A 15,700-nucleotide genomic window follows, 5' to 3' on the forward strand; every position below is an offset into this window, starting at 1 on the left:
AACCCTGGAGGCGAGAGTGGGGATCAGGCCGAGCGGTAGGCCGGGTTCCAGGCGAGGCAGGCGCGTTCCAGCCGGCGGGTCAGGAGGTCGGCGACCTTGCCGAGCAGCGCGTAGATCAGGATCGCCAGCACCACGACGTCGACCAGCATGAACTCGCGCGCCTGCATCGCCATGTAGCCGAGGCCCGAGGAGGCCGAGATCGTCTCGGCGACGATGAGGGTCAGCCACATGATGCCCAGCGCGTAGCGCAGGCCCACGAAGATCGACGGCAGGGCGCCGGGCAGCACCACGCGCCAGAACAGTTCGGGCTTCGACATGCCGTAGATTCGGCCCATCTCGACCAGCTGCGGATCGACCGAGCCGATGCCGTGCAGGGTGTTGGCGTAGATCGGGAAGAACACGCCGAGCGCCACCAGGAACAGCTTGGCCTCCTCGCCGATGCCGAACCACAGGATCACCAGCGGGATCAGCGACAGGTGCGGGATGTTGCGGATCATCTGCACGGTGGTGTCGGTGAGCCGGTCCGACAGGCGCGACAGGCCGTTGGCGAGGCCTAAGCCGAAGCCGATGCCGCCGCCGATCAGGAAGCCGCTCGCCGCCCGCAGGAAGCTGACGCCGAGATTGGTCCAGAGCTCGCCGGTCACCGCCATGCGCCAGCCGGCGGCGGCGACGTCGAGGGGGGCGGGCATCAGCCGGGTCGAGACCAGCCCGGCCGAACCGGCGATCTGCCAGCCGACGAGGATCGCGGCCGGCAGGAGCCAGGGGGCGAGGCGCTGCGCCGCGGCGGCGGGGGAGGGGAGGGCGGGCATGGCGAGGTCAGCCGTTCTGGGAGACGGGAGTGCGGAGCGCATCGGCGATCCGGATCGGCCGCGGGATCAGCGAGAGCGCGTGGAAGCGGTCGGCGACGCGCTGCTGCTCGGCCACCGCGCTCGGTGTCATCGGGCCGATGAGGTAGTCGGTGCGGTCGACCGCCCGGCGCGTCGCGGCGAGCGGCACGCCGGTGCCCTTCGAGAGGAGCGCCGCCACCTCGCCCCGGTTGGCCTCGCACCAGCGCGCCACGCCGCCGAGGGCAGCGAGCGCCGCGTCGAGCACGGGCGCGCGCTCGGCCACGACGGTCTTGTGGGCGAGGAAGAAGTTGTTGGGCTTGGCGATGTCGGTGGCGAGCGCCAGCACCCGGGTGGTCGGCTGCATCTCGGCGATGGCGAAGTACGGGTCCCAGATCGTCCAGGCATCGACGCTGCCGCGGGCGAAGGCCGCCGCGGCATCGGCCGGCGCCAGGGTCACCGGCTCGATGTCGCGGTAGGTCAGCCCCGCCTTCTCCAGGGCCGCGATGGTGAGGTTGTGGGCGCTCGACGCCTTGGCGAAGGCGACGCGCTTGCCCCTCAGATCCGCCAGGGTGCGGAGGGGCGAATCCTTCTGCACCAGCACCGCCGCGCCCGAGCCCGCGGCCTCCTGCGCCGCCACGTAGGTGATCGGGCCGCCGGCGGCCTGCGCGAAGATCGGCGGCGCGTCCCCGGTCTGGCCGAGATCGATGGCGCCTAAGCTGATCGCCTCGAGGAGCGGCGGGCCGAACGAGAACTCGACCCAGGTGACGCCGACGCCGAGCGGCTTCAGCCTCGCCTCGATCGCGCCCTGCTGCTTGGCGACGACCAGGATGCCGTTCTTCTGGTAGCCGATGCGGAGCGTATCGCCGGCGGCCAAGGCTGGCGCAACGGCCGGCAGGGCGGCACCCGCCAGCGCCGCCGCCAGCAGCGTGCGACGGTCGATCACCGGGCGCCCCCGGCGACGCGGGCGAGGGGAGCGGCGATCTCGGCTGCCCGGGCCCCGGCGAGGCCGGCGAGCTGGCCGCCGGCCTCCGCCACCCGCTGGCGGATCGCCGCGGAGTCGAGGCCGCCATCCCGGAAATCCGGATCGGAGGCGTAGACCGCCGTCGGCACCGTGAGCGCGGTGAAGAAGCCGAAGAGCGGACGCAAGGAATGCTCGACCACGAGGGCGTGGCGCGCGCCCCCGCCGGTCGCCGCGAGCGCCACCGGCTTGCCGGCGAGCGCCTCGGGCGAGACGAGGTCGAACAGGTGCTTGAACAGGCCCGTATAGGCGCCCTTGTAGACGGGAGTGCCGACCACGAGGGCGTCGGCCTCCTCCACCGCCTCGACGAGGCGGCGGGCCGGCAGGGAGAGCTGGTCGCGCGAGAGCGCACCGCCGAGGCCGGGGCCGGCATCGACGAGATCGAAGATCCGCACGTCGACCGGCAGCCGCACGGCCGCCTCGGCGGCTATCGCTTCCACCAGGGTGCGGGTCTTCGAGGGCCGCTGGATGTTCGCGGAGAAGCCGACGAGGCGCAGGCGCGTCATGGAGGTCGATCCGATCGTCTGGAGCGGGGCAGGGACGGGGCGTCGCCATCCTGCGATCTGCCTACGATGCGGCCGAGGCCGAGATCAGTCAATGAAAGGAGATTTCAAATGAGCGTATAGCGGGAGTTGATCCTGCTACGATGGAGATGAATGAGAGAAAATGTGACTTCGTTCCCGATGAAGAACGAGAAGGATCGTGGATCGACCGGAGGAATACGCTGGTACGGCGGCAGCGGCCGGCACAGGGACGCTGCCGCTGCGGTCGCGTGGCCCGGCGTGCCCGCATCGCGGCACCGGTCGCATTTTCAAGCATTCGCCGGGGATTAAATCCGCCAAAAGAACGTATCTAAGATGATGCGTCCGCCATATGGGAGTGATACCCGGCAAATGGAAGATGGTCATGGCGAAAAATACTTGCGATCGGCCTGTTGCCGGATGATCGACACCGGCACGCCGTTGCGGTAATCGAGCGCCTGCTGACGGATCGCTTCAGCCTGTCACCAGAGCACCTTGCCAGGGGCCCCCGACGATGTTCAACATGTTCAAGTCGCAGACCTCGCTCGATCTCACGCCGCGCAACTGCCTCGCGGTCTCGCTGATCTACTGCATGAGCGCCGACGGCGAGATCGACCCGGAGGAGATCGGCCACCTGATGTCGGTGCTCGGCCGCAACGCGACCCGCCAGCAGCTCGAATCCGCCGTCAAGTATGCCCGCTCGACCCAGCCGGCCCAGTTCCTGGCCGATGCGGCGCAGCGCCTGCGCCCGGACCAGCGGCTCTGCATCCTCCTCAACATGATCGACAGCGCCATGGCCGACGGCGAGGCGGAAGCCGGCGAGCAGCAGCTCATCATGCAGTTCGCCCAGGCCTTCGGCCTGTCGGAGAACGACCTGACCCCGTATTTCCGGGCGCTGGTGGCGAAGAACGACCGGGCGGTGCTGGACCGGTGAGGGTTGGTGCCGGGCGCCCGTGGGACGCCCGGCCGTCCGTCTCAGGCCAAGCGGCCGGTTGCCCGGATATGAAGCTGCGGGCAGGCGAGATCGTCGTTGTCGACGATCACGTCGCAGCTCGCCTCCGGTTCTGCGATTTGCTCATACAGCGCGTAGGCCGGACGATAGCGCTGGGCGTAGAGATCGCGTGCGGCGGCTTCCCCTCCCAGCCGAGTCGCGTCCCGGTCCAATCCGCGCGTCTGAGCCGTCTCGGCGGAGGTCCGCACAAAGAGGGTTGCGTCCCAGTGGAGGCGGAGTTCCGGCCGCTGAAGGAAGGTTCCGTCGACGATCAGAATGGCGCGCTCGGCGGCTATCTTCGGCTCCTGTGCGATGGGCCGGTCGGCGTCGAGGTCGAACGACGTCGTACGGTAGTGCCGATCTCCTTCTGGCCCGAGCGGGGCGAGGAGGAGTGCGACGATGGCGGGCAGGTCGCGCGCGTCGTGATAGTACCCCTCCGCCGAGTGGCGCCCTCGCGCATAGCGCTCCGCCCGCGGGCGATGGAAGCCGTCGATGGAGGTTCGGATGACCTCGCGGCCACGCTCCCTCAGCAAAGCGGCGAGTTCGTCGGCCAAAGTGGTCTTACCCGAGGCGGTCCGCCCATCGACCGCTACCCGAACCGGATGGCCGAGGTGCCGGCGTTCGATCCGCCCGGCGATCTCACCCAGTACGTCGCTTCTGTCCATGACCGTCTCATGCTTGCTGGGGGCTTCTGAGGCGTTCGGCTAAAGCCGCTCCATGACAGCCTTGCGGTGGAGATCATCTGACCATCCGCTTCAAGCCTGGAGCGGACCGGCTGCCATACCCGGTGATGTCCTCACACTACCGGGTTCACCAGTTCCTCCCCCCGCCGCAGCCGCCCGAGATTCTCGATCAGCAGGTCGATCACCCGGCCCTCGTAGAGGCTCGTCTCCCCGGCGCTGTGGGGCGTGACGATCACGTTCTCCATGCGCCAGAACGGCGCCTCCGGCGGCAGCGGCTCCTCGCGAAAGCAGTCGAGGCCGGCACCGGCGATCCGTCCCGCGGTCAGCGCCCGGGCCAGGGCGTCCTGGTCGACCACCCGGCCGCGGGCGACGTTGATCAGCAGCGCCCCCGGCTTCATCGCGGCGAGCGCCGCCTCGTCGATCAGGCCTTCGGTCTCCGGCGTCAGCGGACAGGCGAGCGCCACCACGTCGGCCTGGGCCAGCGCCTCGTGCAGCCGGTCGGGGGGAAACACCGCCTCGACCGGGTCGCCGGCCTGGAGCGGGCGGCGGCGCAGGCCGATCACCCGCATGTCGAAGGCGTGCGCCAGCCGGGCGATGCGGGTGCCGATGCGCCCGAGCCCGATCACCAGCAGCGTCCGGCCGCCGAGTTCCTGCTCGCGCCTCGCCGGATCGGCGATCATCGGCCGCCAGGTCGCGGCGGCCTGGTTCCGCAGGGCCTCGGGCAGGCGGCGGGTGAGGCCGAGCATCAGCGCGAGGGCGTGCTCGGCCACCGCGCGCTCGTTGCCGCCCTGCGCGCTGGCGAGCCGGATGCCGCGCTCGCGCAACGCCTCTTTCGGGAACTGGTCGGTGCCGGCACTGACCGACTGGATGAAGCGCAGGCGCGGCGCTCGCTCCAGGAGGGAATGGCGCCACAGCCCCGAGACCACCAGCACCTCGGCCTCCGCCACCGCCGCCTCCAGCGCCTCCAGGCTGCGCACCTCGACGAAGGGCTCGGGCGCGCCCCTGGCGGCGTAGGCGTCGCCGAGGCGGTAGGCGGCGTGGGCGAGGACGATGGGAGGGGCGGGAGCGGTCATCGGCGGGCGGCTCGGGGTTCTCGGGGGGCCGGAGTTCACACCGGGCATGCGGCCGAGGCAAGCTGTCGGGCCGATCCGGTGGGAGGCCGCTAGGCGGTGAACCCGGCCGTGGGGGCGTGGGTTTTTCTCCTGCCATGGGGCAGGGCTGTCCGATGGAAATTGATGCGCGGGTTTCCCCTCTCCCCGCGGGCGGGGAGAGGGCCGACGACACCTTGTCGTGTCGTCGGCAAGCGGAGGCGCAGCCGGAGCGAGGGTGAGGGGGTATCTCCGGATGAGGCTCCTCCGGAACCACCCCCTCACCCTCGCGGCGAACCTGCGGTTCGCTGCTCCCTGAGCCCCTTCGGAGCTCAGGCCTCTCCCCGCCCGCGGGGAGAGGGGAAGTCCGCGCCTCTTCTTTACCCGGACAGCCTTTTTACTCGATCAGCCTTGCGCCGTGGCGGCGGGGAGATGGGTTGTGGGCCCGGACCCTCTCAGGAGACTCCGAGCCCTGCTCAGCCCACCCCTACAACACCTTGTCCAGCGTCACCGGCAGCTTGCGCACCCGCTTGCCGGTCGCGTGCCAGATCGCGTTGACGATGGCGCCGGCGCTCCCGGTGACGCCGATCTCGCCCACCCCCTTGATGCCGAGCGGGTTGACGTGCGGGTCCTCCTCCTCGACCAGGATCGCCTCGAGCGAGGGCACGTCGGCATTCACCGGCACGTGGTACTCGGCGAAATTGGCGTTCATCGGCCGGCCGGTGCGCGGGTCCATCACCGCCTGCTCGTGCAGGGCGAAGGAGACGCCCCAGATCATGCCGCCGTAATACTGGCTGCGCACCAGCCGCGGGTTGATGATCCGCCCGGCCGCGAAGGCGCCGACGAGGCGGGTCGCCCGGATCTGGCCGAGATCGGGATCGACCGTCACCTCGGCGAAGACCGCGCCGTGGGCGTGCATGGCGTAATGCTCCCGCGCCGCGTCGGGCCCGGCCGCGCCCTTGCCCTCGACCGACTCGCGGCCCGCCCGGGCCATGATGTCGGTGAAGGCCTCGGATCGGCTCTCGTCGTCGCGCCGCACCAGGCGGCCGCCGCGGGCGACCACCCCGGCATTGCCGGCGCCGTAGAGGGGCGAGCGGGAATCCTGCGTCGCGAGCGCCGCCAGTTGGGTGATCGCGTCGGCGGCGGCCCCCTTGATCGCCGTGCCGGCGGTGGCGGTGTGGGCCGAGCCGCCGGCGATGCCGCCATTCGGCAGGTCCGAGGAGCCGATGCGGAAGTCGATCGCGTCGATGGGAAGGCCGAGTTCCTCCGCGGCGATCTGGGCGAGCGCGGTCCAGGCGCCCTGGCCCATGTCGATCGCGCCAATCGCCACCGACGCCTCGCCGGTGGCCTTCAGCACAGCCCGCGCCTCGGCCTGGAACATCAGGGCCGGGAAGGTCGCGGTGCCCACCCCCCAGCCGACCAGCAGCCCGTTCGCATCGCGCATCTGCCGAGGCGCGAGCGGGCGCCCGGCCCACCCGAAGGCCTCTGCGCCTTGCGCGTAGCAGTCCCGCAGGGCCTTCGAGGAGAACGGCTTGCCGGAGGCCGGCTCGGTCTCGGCGTAGTTGCGCAGGCGGAACGCCAGCGGGTCCATGCCGCAGGCCTCGGCCATCTCGTCGATGGCGCCCTCCAGCGCGACGCTGCCGGAGGCCTCGCCGGGGGCGCGCATGAAGAGCGGCGTGCCGGTATCGAGCCGCACCGCCCTATGGCGGGTGGCCAGCGCCGGCGCGGCGTAGAGCGTGTGCGAGACGCCGCCGCTCGGCTCGATGAAGTCGTCGAAGGTGCTGGTCGCCGTCAGCGTCTCGTGGTCGAGGGCGGTGAGGCCGCCATCGTCGGCGGCGCCCAGCCGCAGGGTCTGGCGGGTCGGTGCGCGGTGGCCGACCGGGCCGAACATCTGCGGCCGGGTCATGACGAGCTTCACCGGCCGGCCGACGAGGCGGGCCGCCATGATGCCGAGCACCTGGGGTCCGGCGATCATCCCCTTCGAGCCGAAGCCGCCGCCGAGGAACGGGCTGCGGATGTGGATGTTCGACGGCGAGATGCCGAACAGGCCGGCGATGCGCCCCTGCGCCATGGCGAGGCCCTGCGAGGGCATGTCGAGGTCGAGCCTGTCGCCGTCCCAGGTGGCGACGACGGCGTGGGGCTCCATGGCGTTGTGGTATTGCGCGGGCGTCTCGTAGGTCGCCTCGATCCGCCGCGAGGCCGCGGCGAGGCCCGCCGCCACGTCGCCCGTCTCCAGGTCGGCCGGGTCGCCGACGCCGATCGCCGGCGGGGTGAAGGGGTCCGCCGCATCGAGCCCGACCGCCGGCACCTCCGCCTCGTAGGCCGGATCGAGCAGGGCGGCGCCCTCGGTCGCGGCCTCCAGCGTCTCGGCGATCACCACCGCGACCGGCTGGTTGGCGTAGCGCACGCGGTCGTCCTGCAGGAGGTCGAGCCGGAAGGTGAAGCCGTCATGCTTCTCGTCCGGGTGCTGGGCGAGGGCCGGCTTGTTGTCCGGCGTCATCACCGCGACGACGCCGGGATGGCCTTGCGCCGCCGCGACGTCGAGGCGGGTGACGCGGCCGCGGGCGATGCGGCTCACCGCCATCACGGCGGTGAGCATGCCGGGCGGGTGGTGGTCGGCGGCGTAAGGCGCGGCGCCGGTCACCTTCAGGATCCCGTCCCGGCGGGTGAGCGGCTGGCCGAGATTCGAGCCGTGGCGGATCGGACTAGACATGCGCGGCCTCCGGGGTGGGGGCGAAGACGGAAGCCGGCAGGGCCGGCAGGCGCTCCGGCGTGCCGGCGGCGGCGTGGCGCAGCGCCCGCACCACGAGGCGGCGGGCGAGCTCGATCTTGAAGGCGTTGTCGCCGGAGGGTCTTGCCTCGGCGAGCGCGGCATCCGCCGCCGCCCGGAAGGCGGCCTCGTCGGGCGCGCGGCCGGCGAGGAGGGCTTCCGCTCCCCTGGCCCGCCAGGGCTTGAGGGCGACGCCGCCGAGCGCCAGCCGGGCCTCGGCGATGCGCCCGTTCTCGAGCCGCAGGCCCACCGCCGCCGAGACCACCGCGAAGGCGTAGGACGTGCGGTCGCGGACCTTGAGGTAGCGGCTGTGGCCGGCAAAGGCCGCGGCCTCCGGCGGCAGGACGAGGGCGGTGATCAGCTCGCCCGGCTCCAGCACCGTCTCGCGCTCGGGCGCGTCGCCGGGCAGGCGGTGGAAGGATTCGAGCGGGATCGTGCGGGTGCCGCCGGCGCCTGCGATCTCGACGCTCGCGTCCAGAGCCGCGAGCGGCACGCAGAAATCCGACGGGTGGGTGGCGATGCAGGCCTCGCTCCAGCCGAGGACCGCGTGCAGCCGCGTCTCTCCCCCGCGCGCGTCGCAGCCGCTGCCAGGCTCGCGCTTGTTGCAGGCACTCGCCGTGTCGGTGAAGTAGGGGCAGCGGGTGCGCTGCATCACGTTGCCGGCGGCCGTCGCGGCGTTGCGCAGCTGCGCCGAGGCGCCCGACAGCAGCGCTTCCGCCACGGCCGGATAGGCGCGGGCGAAGGCGGGATCGTGGGCGAGGTCGCTGTTGCGGGAAAGCGCCCCGATGCGGACCGACCCGTCGTCCCGCCGCTCGACGGCGGCGAGGCCCGGCAGGCGGGTGATGTCGACGAGGCGGGTCGGGCGGGCGACGTCGCCCTTCATCAGGTCGAGGAGGTTGGTGCCGGCGGCGAGATAGGCTGCGCCGGGCGCCGAACCCGCGGCGACCGCGCCCGCCACGTCGGTGGCGCGGACGTATTCGAACGGGATCATGCCGCCTCTCCCTGCCGCTTGTCTCCCGGATGCTGGTTCATGGCCGCCTGCGCCTCCAGCACCGCCTCGGTGATGCCCGCATAGGCGCCGCAGCGGCACACATTGCCGCTCATCGCCTCGCGCACCCGCTCGGGATCGTCGCCGGCTTGCGCCTCGCGGATCAGCCCGACGGCGCTCATGATCTGCCCAGGCGTGCAGAAGCCGCACTGGAACCCGTCATGGGCGATGAAGGCCTCCTGCACCGGGTGCAGGCGGCCGCTCTCCGCCAATCCCTCGATGGTCAGGATCTCGGCCCCATCGAGGCTGATGCCTAAGGCGAGGCAGGAATTGATCCGCCTTCCGTCGACCAGCACCGTGCAGGCGCCGCACTGGCCGCGGTCGCAGCCCTTCTTCGTGCCGGTGAGGTGCAGGCCCTCGCGCAGCAGGTCGAGCAGGGTCGTGCGCGGGTCGGGGATCGGAATCGTGCGCCTCGTGCCGTTCACCGTCAGGACGATGTCGACGCTCATGCGGTGTTCTCCAGGCTAGACCCGCTCCAAGCTAATCCTGTGCCTCGCACCGCCCAGGTGCGGCCGCGTGCGGCAGCGCACATGTCGCAGTGAACCTTTCGCGGGGCGGATGGTTGACGCTGCGAAACCGCAACGCGGTCCCCCTCAACTGACAGGTACTTACGATGAAGACCCGCCTCGCCCTCGCCGCAGCCCTGCTGACCGTCGCCGCCGCCCCCGCCTTCGCCCAGGGCGGCTCGCCCTACAACCGCTCCGGCTCGCAGGCCGGCGGCCCGCTGGCCGGTGCTGAGCGCGCCTACGGCGCTCCGGGCGGTGCCCCGGCCGTCGACAGCACCGGTAGCGTCATCGTCTATCCGCGCGACTCGCGCGGCGTGATCGTTCGTGAGGTGCCCCCGGGCTACGCCCCGGCCGCCCCGTACGTCTACGGCCGCTGATCGAGCCTCGGTCCCGTTCGCCCCGTTCGGGACCTGGTTCTCGCGAGCCGTCAAAGCCCGTCCCCGCTCAAGCGGGGGCGGGCTTTCGTATGTCTGCACGGTGCATGACGGAGTAGTTCGAGTTTCGGTCACCGTGCCTGGTATTCCGATCCGCGACCTCATCCTGAGAGTCTGTCCGGGAAGAATTTGTTTTTTCGGAGCGCGTTGCGGTTCGCGCCGACAGGCGTATGCTTGAGCGATGTGGACGCCTGAGAACCGCCAGCGGTACGACCGCAGCAAGCTTCGCTATCCCACTGATTTGACGGATGAGGAATGGGCGCTTGTTGCTCCCCTTCTCCCGCCGGCTCGACGCGGGGGAAACAAACGAACGGTTGATCTGCGCGAGGTGGTCAACGGCTTGATGTATGTCCTTGGAACGGGGTGCCAATGGCGCGCTATCCCAAAAGATCTACCGCCTCGCTCGACGGTGCATGGCTACTTCGATCTATGGGATTACGACGGAACTCTCCTGCGCATCCATCACACCCTCTACGTTCTCTGCCGCGAACAGGCAGGACGTGAGGCCAGCCCAACGGCAGCGATCATTGACAGCCAGAGCGTCAAGAGCGCGGAAAAAGGGGGCGCACGATCGACCCGTCCGGCTATGATGCGGGCAAGAAGATCAAAGGCAAGAAGCGCCATCTCCTCGTCGATACGCAAGGTCTGCTGATGCATGCTCTGGTGCATCCGGCCGACGTGCAGGATCGTGATGGCGGCGTATGGGTCATGGCGACGCTGTTTAGTCTCTACCCGTTCCTGCTGAAGCTGTATGCAGATGGCGGCTACCAGGGGCCGGTGTTCCGGGAGGCGTTGGAACGGGTCTGCCGGTCTGTGACGGTGGAAATCGTCAAGCGGTCGGATCAGGCGGTCGGGTTCGAGGTCCTGCCCAAGCGCTGGATCGTGGAGCGGACGATTGGTTGGCTCAATCGCTGCCGGCGGCTGGCGAAGGATTGGGAGTGCCGCACCCGCAAGGCGCTGGCTTTCCTGCGCCTTGCTTCCATCCGCATCATGCTCAGAAAACTCTGCCAACAATCAGCATGATCCCGGACAGACACTGAGGTGTTGGTCGATCAACGATCGACTGACCTCGAAGGAGGGCTCCAGATAGAACTGCGACTTCTGGAGCCTTCCTTCGAGGCTCCTTTCAGTCGCACCTCAGGATGAGGTCGCGGGTGGGGCATGGGATCTAAAAACTTGGCCCATGACCGCTTGGGTTCTTGTCGTGCGCCGCAGTGTGTCTGGCGAGATATCCGGCAAGTCATACCTCCCACCCACCCTAACCGATTGCGCAGTAGGCCCTTCTCGTATCGACTCCCCATCGCGGCTCCGATTCACCTCGCGGGCGCCGCGGCCGACGAGCCGACCAACAGGCTCTGCGCAGGGAGGAACGGGTGAGGATCGTCGACATCCAGTCCCAGATCGTGTCGCTGCCGTTCGACATGGGCGGCCCGCCGGCCCGCTTCGCCGGCAAGGCCTGGACCCATCTCGACATCCTGCTGGTGCGGGTCGAGACCGACGAGGGGCTGGTCGGCTGGGGCGAGGCCTTCGGCCATGCCGGCATCCAGGCGACCCGGGCCGCCCTCGATGGAATCGTGGCGCCCCTCGTGCTCGGGCGCTCGTCCGGCGACATCGCCGAGATGAGCCGGAGCGTGCTCCACGCCACGCATCTGCTCGGCCGCAACGGCGCGTTCGTGTTCGCCTTCTCAGGCATCGAGACGGCGCTGTGGGACCTCGCCGGCAAGCGGGCGGGCCAACCCGTGGCGCGGCTTCTCGGCGGCGTGCGCGAGCGGCTGCCGGCCTATGCGTCGCTGCTGGCCTATCACGACCCCGCTCTGGTGCGCCGCAATGTCGAGGCGGCCTGCGCGGCCGGCTACCGCCACATCAAGCTGCACGAGGTGACGCAAGAGGCGGTCGCGGCGGCGGCCGAGGTGACGCGGGCGCATGGTGCGGCCCTGATGGTCGACGTGAACTGCGCCTGGAGCGTGCCGGCGGCCCTCCGGATGGCCGAGGCCTTCGCGCCCCACGACCTCCTCTGGTTCGAGGAGCCGGTCTGGCCGCCGGAGGACGTACATGGACTGGCGCAGGTCCGCGCCCGCGGCATCCCGATCGCCGCCGGCGAGAACACCGCCGGCCTGTTCGGCTTCAAGGCGCTGATCGAGGCCGGCGCCATCGACGTCGCCCAGCCGAGCGTCACCAAGATCGGCGGCGTCGGCGAGATGCTGCGGGTGATCACGCTCTGCGAGGCGCACGGGGTCCGGCCCGCCCCCCACAGCCCGTATTTCGGACCCGGCTTCGTCGCGACGATGCACGTCGTCGCCGCGCGCGTCGAAGACCCGCTGGTCGAGGTGCTGTGGCTCGACATGGAGGCGAACCCGTTCGATCCTTGGGTCCGGGCCGAGAACGGCCACGTGCGAGTGCCCACCGGCCCGGGCCTCGGCTGCGACCCGGATCCCGGTGTCCTCGACCGCTACCGGGTCGGCGACATCGTCCGCACGGCATAAAAACAGAACGGCACAAGAACAGAGAGGACACGCCATGAAGGTCGAACGCGTCGAGACGCGCCCCATCGTCCTGCGCCCGGAGCGGCCGATCGGCTCGGCGCTCGGGCAATTGCATTCGTTCGGCTGCATCCTGGTCACGATCCACGCCGACGGGCTGACGGGCCAGAACATCGTGTTCACGTTGAACGACCGCCGCACCAAGGTGCTGCGAAGCCTGATCGACGAGATGGCCGACCTGGTGATCGGCCAGGATGCCGGCCACATCGCCGGCTTCTGGTCGCGGGCCTGGCGCGACGTCAACTTCATGGGCCACAAGGGCATGCCGGTCATGGGCATCTCGGCCCTCGACGGCGCCCTGTGGGACCTGGCGGGGAAGCGCGCCGGGCTGCCGCTCTACCGGATGCTCGGCGGGGCCAGCGCCCGCGTCCCGGCCTACCATTCCGGCGGGTTGTGGCTCGACCGCTCGACGGACGAGCTGGTCGCGGAAGCCGAGAGCTTCAAGGCGGCGGGCTTCACGGCGATGAAGATGCGCCTCTCGGCCGGCGATCCGGACTGGAACATCGACCGGGTGCGGGCGGTCCGCGCGGCGATCGGCCCGAAGATCCGGCTCATGGCCGATGCCAACCAGGGACTCACCGAGAACGACGCCATCCGCCTCGGGCGGCGGCTGGAGGAATTCGACCTCACCTGGTTCGAGGAGCCGCTGCCGGCCTGGGACGTCGAGGGGCTGGCCCGCGTCGCCGCCGCCCTCGACACCCCGATCGCCAGCGGCGAGACCGACTATACCCGCTACGGCTTCCGCCGGATGATCGAGCTGCGCTCCGCCGACATCCTGATGCCGGACCTGCAACGGGTCGGTGGCGTCACCGAGTTCATGCGGGTCGGTCATCTCGCCGAGGCGCACGACCTGCCGGTCTCGAGCCACCTGTTCCCGGAGCAGAGCCTGAGCGTGCTCGGGGCGCTGGCGAACGCGCATTCGCTTGAATACATGCCGTGGTTCTCCGAACTCTACTGCGAAAGACTGGACTTCGCCGACGGATCCGCCATCGTACCGGAGCGGCCAGGCTTCGGGTTCACCTTCGACGAGGACAGGATCCGGCACCTGGAGCGGCAAGGCGCCTAAAACAACCGCGCCGGCCGGGAGACAAACGGGAGGAGGACGCCATGGTGACGACGAACCGTCGTGCGCTCGTGATGAATGCTGCCGGCCTCGCGGGGGCGGCGGCCCTCGGGTTCCCCCGGCCGGCCCTGGCGCAGGGCGAGCCCCTGCGCATCGGCTGGCTCGCCGCGATGACGGGCCCGAGCTCGGCCCCGACGGTCGGGTTCAACCGCGGCGTCGTCTTCGCCGTCGAGGCGATCAACGGCGCCGGCGGGGTCAAGGGCCGCAAGGTCGAACTCGTCACCCGCGACACGCAGGGCGACCCGACCAAGGCGGTCAACGCCACCCAGGAAATGATCAGCCAGGCCAAGGTCCACGCCATCTGGGGGCCGACCAATTCGGGCGAGTCCCTCGCCGTCACGCCGATCATGGCCCGGGCCAAGATGCCCAACATCCATCCCTGCGTGGTCGACAGCCTGATCGACCCGGCGAAATACCCCAACGCCTTCCGCATCGCCCCGTCCAACACCCAGTGGGACGATGCGGTGCGCGGCTACTGCCTCAAGGTCCTGAAGGTGAAGCGCGTCGCGGTGATCGGCGACACGACCGGCTACGGCGTCACCGCCGCCAAGGCTTCCGCCGCCGCGTTCAAGCAGGACGGGGCCGAGGTGGTCTATCTCGGCAACATCGATTCGACCCAGCCCGACATGACCCCGGATCTCCTGCGCGCCCGCAATGCCGGCGCCGAGGCGATCGTGGTCTGGAGCGTGTCGACCGGCATGGATGCCCGCCTGTTCAACACCCGCGCCCGGATGGGCTGGGACGTGCCCTTCATCGGCCATCCCTCGATGGCCTCGGGCGAGATCGGCGGGCTCTTGGAGAAGCCGCAGAACTGGGACAAGGTCTACGCCATCGGCTACCGCAGCTGCTCCTACGGCGAGGACGGCAAGCTCGACGCCCGCAGCGAGGAGTTCGTCGCGCGGCTCAAGGGCAAGGTCGCGCTCGCCGACACCCTGCTGTGGTGGGTGGCGGCCGGCTACGATGCGGTGAACCTGATCGCCAAGGCGGTGGAAGAGACCGGATCGAGCGCGCCCGACGCGATCGTCAAGCACTGGAACGGCCTGACGAAATATCCCGGCATCTTCGGCGACTACACCTACACGCCGACGCAGCATAACGGCTACCCGACCGACGAGGTGGTGATGTCGACGGCCAATTCCGGCCGCGACGGCAGCTTCCGGCTCGCTCCGGGCTATTCCTGAGGTGGCGATCCGGGGAGCACCGCCATGCTCGCCTCGATTCTGGCCTCGGGCCTCGCCGTCGGCGCGATCTACGCGCTGATCGGCATCACCTACAATACGATGTTCTCGACCTCCCGGGTGATGAGCTTCACCGCCGGCCAACTCGGGATGCTTGGCGGCGTCCTCGGCTCGCTGTTCACCCTTCGCCTCGGCCTGCCCTGGCCGCTCGGGCTCGTCGCGACGCTCGCCTGCGGGGCGCTCATCGGCATCGTCACCGAGTTCGTGGCGGTGCGCCCGGTCCTGAAGAGCCTCGACCAGCACCTCTACGTGCTCTCGACGCTGGCGCTCGCCCTGATGATCCAGCAGGTCACGGCGATCGGCTGGAGCACCGAGCCGCAGCCCTTCCCGCGCCTCCTCGGGGGCTTCGGCGAAACCATCCTCGACGAGAAGTTCTGGCTGCCGGTCGTGGCCTGTCTCCTCGTCGTGGTCGGGCTCGAACTGCTCTACCGGCGCACGCTTCTCGGCCACGCCTTCCTGGCGGTGGCGGAGGACAATTTCGCCGCCCGCGCCCTGGGCCTGCCCGAGCGCCGCCTCAGGGTGATGAGCTACGGGCTCGCCGGCGCCATCGGGGCGCTCGCGGGCTATGCCGGCGGCGAGTTGCTGCTCGCCTTCTTCGCCAACGGACCGCACCTGAACTTCTACGGTTTCATCCCGGTGGCGCTCGGGGGCTTGGGCAACAACCGCGGCGCGCTCATCGGCGGCCTCGTCCTCGGGCTGTTCCAGCAGACCGCGAACTTCGTCGTCGGCGGCATCTTCGCGTCGGTGGCGGTGTTCACCCTGTTCATCGTCGTGCTGCTGGCCGCCCCCCAGGGCCTGCTCGGCTCCGCCCAGGCGAGGCGCGTATGATCCGGTTTTCGCGTGATGTGGTCCGATATGGAGACGGCGCGGGATCCCCTCTCCCCGCGGGCGGGGAGAGGCCTGAGCTCCGAAG

At 70.2% G+C, this 15,700-nt stretch carries 15 protein-coding genes; 7 read left to right on the forward strand and 8 right to left on the reverse strand.

Annotated features, from left to right (window positions below; all coding sequences use genetic code 11):
• Positions 1–23: 23 nt before the first annotated feature.
• The 3 genes from HBB12_RS12240 to msuE are packed head-to-tail and all read right to left on the reverse strand — an operon-like array spanning position 24 to position 2,351.
• Positions 24–809 (reverse strand): ABC transporter permease subunit, encoded by a 786-nt coding sequence (locus HBB12_RS12240; protein WP_236989588.1) that lies wholly within the window; start codon positions 807–809, stop codon positions 24–26.
• A gap of 7 nt (positions 810–816) precedes the next feature.
• Positions 817–1,770, reverse strand: a complete 954-nt coding sequence (locus HBB12_RS12245; RefSeq protein ID WP_236989589.1) for an aliphatic sulfonate ABC transporter substrate-binding protein — start codon at positions 1,768–1,770, stop codon at positions 817–819.
• A complete protein-coding gene (gene msuE / locus HBB12_RS12250; protein WP_236989590.1) occupies positions 1,767–2,351 on the reverse strand; it encodes an FMN reductase in 585 nt (194 codons plus the stop codon). Before msuE ends, HBB12_RS12245 begins: the two co-directional genes overlap by 4 nt.
• Positions 2,352–2,889: 538 nt before the next feature.
• Here msuE and HBB12_RS12255 point away from each other — a divergent pair.
• Complete coding sequence (locus HBB12_RS12255) at positions 2,890–3,300, forward strand: tellurite resistance TerB family protein (RefSeq protein ID WP_236989591.1); 411 nt, start codon at positions 2,890–2,892, stop codon at positions 3,298–3,300.
• Between the two features lie 41 nt (positions 3,301–3,341).
• Here HBB12_RS12255 and HBB12_RS12260 read toward each other — a convergent pair whose 3' ends face one another.
• From HBB12_RS12260 to HBB12_RS12280, 5 genes are all read right to left on the reverse strand, one after another.
• On the reverse strand, positions 3,342–4,022 hold the full coding sequence (locus HBB12_RS12260) for a nucleoside/nucleotide kinase family protein (protein ID WP_236989592.1): 681 nt from the start codon (positions 4,020–4,022) through the stop codon (positions 3,342–3,344).
• A 131-nt stretch (positions 4,023–4,153) separates the two neighbouring features.
• Positions 4,154–5,113, reverse strand: coding sequence for a D-2-hydroxyacid dehydrogenase (locus HBB12_RS12265; protein WP_236989593.1), 960 nt, complete (start codon positions 5,111–5,113; stop codon positions 4,154–4,156).
• A 502-nt stretch (positions 5,114–5,615) separates the two neighbouring features.
• Complete coding sequence (locus HBB12_RS12270) at positions 5,616–7,841, reverse strand: xanthine dehydrogenase family protein molybdopterin-binding subunit (RefSeq protein WP_236989594.1); 2,226 nt, start codon at positions 7,839–7,841, stop codon at positions 5,616–5,618.
• Positions 7,834–8,889 carry an FAD binding domain-containing protein gene (locus HBB12_RS12275; RefSeq protein WP_236989595.1) on the reverse strand — a complete coding sequence of 352 codons (1,056 nt, stop codon included), beginning with the start codon at positions 8,887–8,889 and terminating at the stop codon, positions 7,834–7,836. The genes HBB12_RS12270 and HBB12_RS12275 overlap by 8 nt, the downstream gene beginning before the upstream one ends.
• The gene (locus HBB12_RS12280) at positions 8,886–9,395 is read right to left on the reverse strand and encodes a (2Fe-2S)-binding protein (protein ID WP_236989596.1); all 510 of its coding nucleotides are present in this window, start codon (positions 9,393–9,395) and stop codon (positions 8,886–8,888) included. Before HBB12_RS12280 ends, HBB12_RS12275 begins: the two co-directional genes overlap by 4 nt.
• Positions 9,396–9,559: 164 nt before the next feature.
• Here HBB12_RS12280 and HBB12_RS12285 point away from each other — a divergent pair, with 164 nt between their 5' ends.
• The 6 genes from HBB12_RS12285 (at position 9,560) to HBB12_RS12310 (ending at position 15,615) form a co-directional block, all read left to right on the forward strand.
• Positions 9,560–9,829: a hypothetical protein gene (locus HBB12_RS12285; RefSeq protein ID WP_236989597.1), complete on the forward strand. Its 270-nt coding sequence runs from the start codon at positions 9,560–9,562 to the stop codon at positions 9,827–9,829.
• 238 nt (positions 9,830–10,067) lie between these two features.
• Positions 10,068–10,909, forward strand: a protein-coding gene (locus tag HBB12_RS12290) for an IS5 family transposase (protein ID WP_442919232.1) whose coding sequence is annotated in 2 segments (ribosomal slippage) — positions 10,068–10,458 and positions 10,458–10,909 — 843 coding nt in all. Because the reading frame shifts where the segments join, the coding sequence is not laid out codon by codon here.
• 350 nt (positions 10,910–11,259) lie between these two features.
• Positions 11,260–12,369, forward strand: coding sequence for a mandelate racemase/muconate lactonizing enzyme family protein (locus HBB12_RS12295; RefSeq protein WP_236989598.1), 1,110 nt, complete (start codon positions 11,260–11,262; stop codon positions 12,367–12,369).
• Positions 12,370–12,403: 34 nt separating this feature from the next.
• On the forward strand, positions 12,404–13,492 hold the full coding sequence (locus HBB12_RS12300) for a mandelate racemase/muconate lactonizing enzyme family protein (protein ID WP_236989599.1): 1,089 nt from the start codon (positions 12,404–12,406) through the stop codon (positions 13,490–13,492).
• 41 nt (positions 13,493–13,533) lie between these two features.
• Positions 13,534–14,730 carry an ABC transporter substrate-binding protein gene (locus HBB12_RS12305; protein WP_236989600.1) on the forward strand — a complete coding sequence of 399 codons (1,197 nt, stop codon included), beginning with the start codon at positions 13,534–13,536 and terminating at the stop codon, positions 14,728–14,730.
• A gap of 24 nt (positions 14,731–14,754) precedes the next feature.
• Entirely contained in the window at positions 14,755–15,615 is an 861-nt protein-coding gene (locus HBB12_RS12310) for a branched-chain amino acid ABC transporter permease (RefSeq protein ID WP_236989601.1), read from the forward strand.
• Positions 15,616–15,700 lie beyond the last annotated feature (85 nt).

Origin of the sequence: Methylobacterium sp. SyP6R, assembly GCF_019216885.1 — a bacterium.
Classification (GTDB): Bacteria; Pseudomonadota; Alphaproteobacteria; order Rhizobiales; family Beijerinckiaceae; genus Methylobacterium.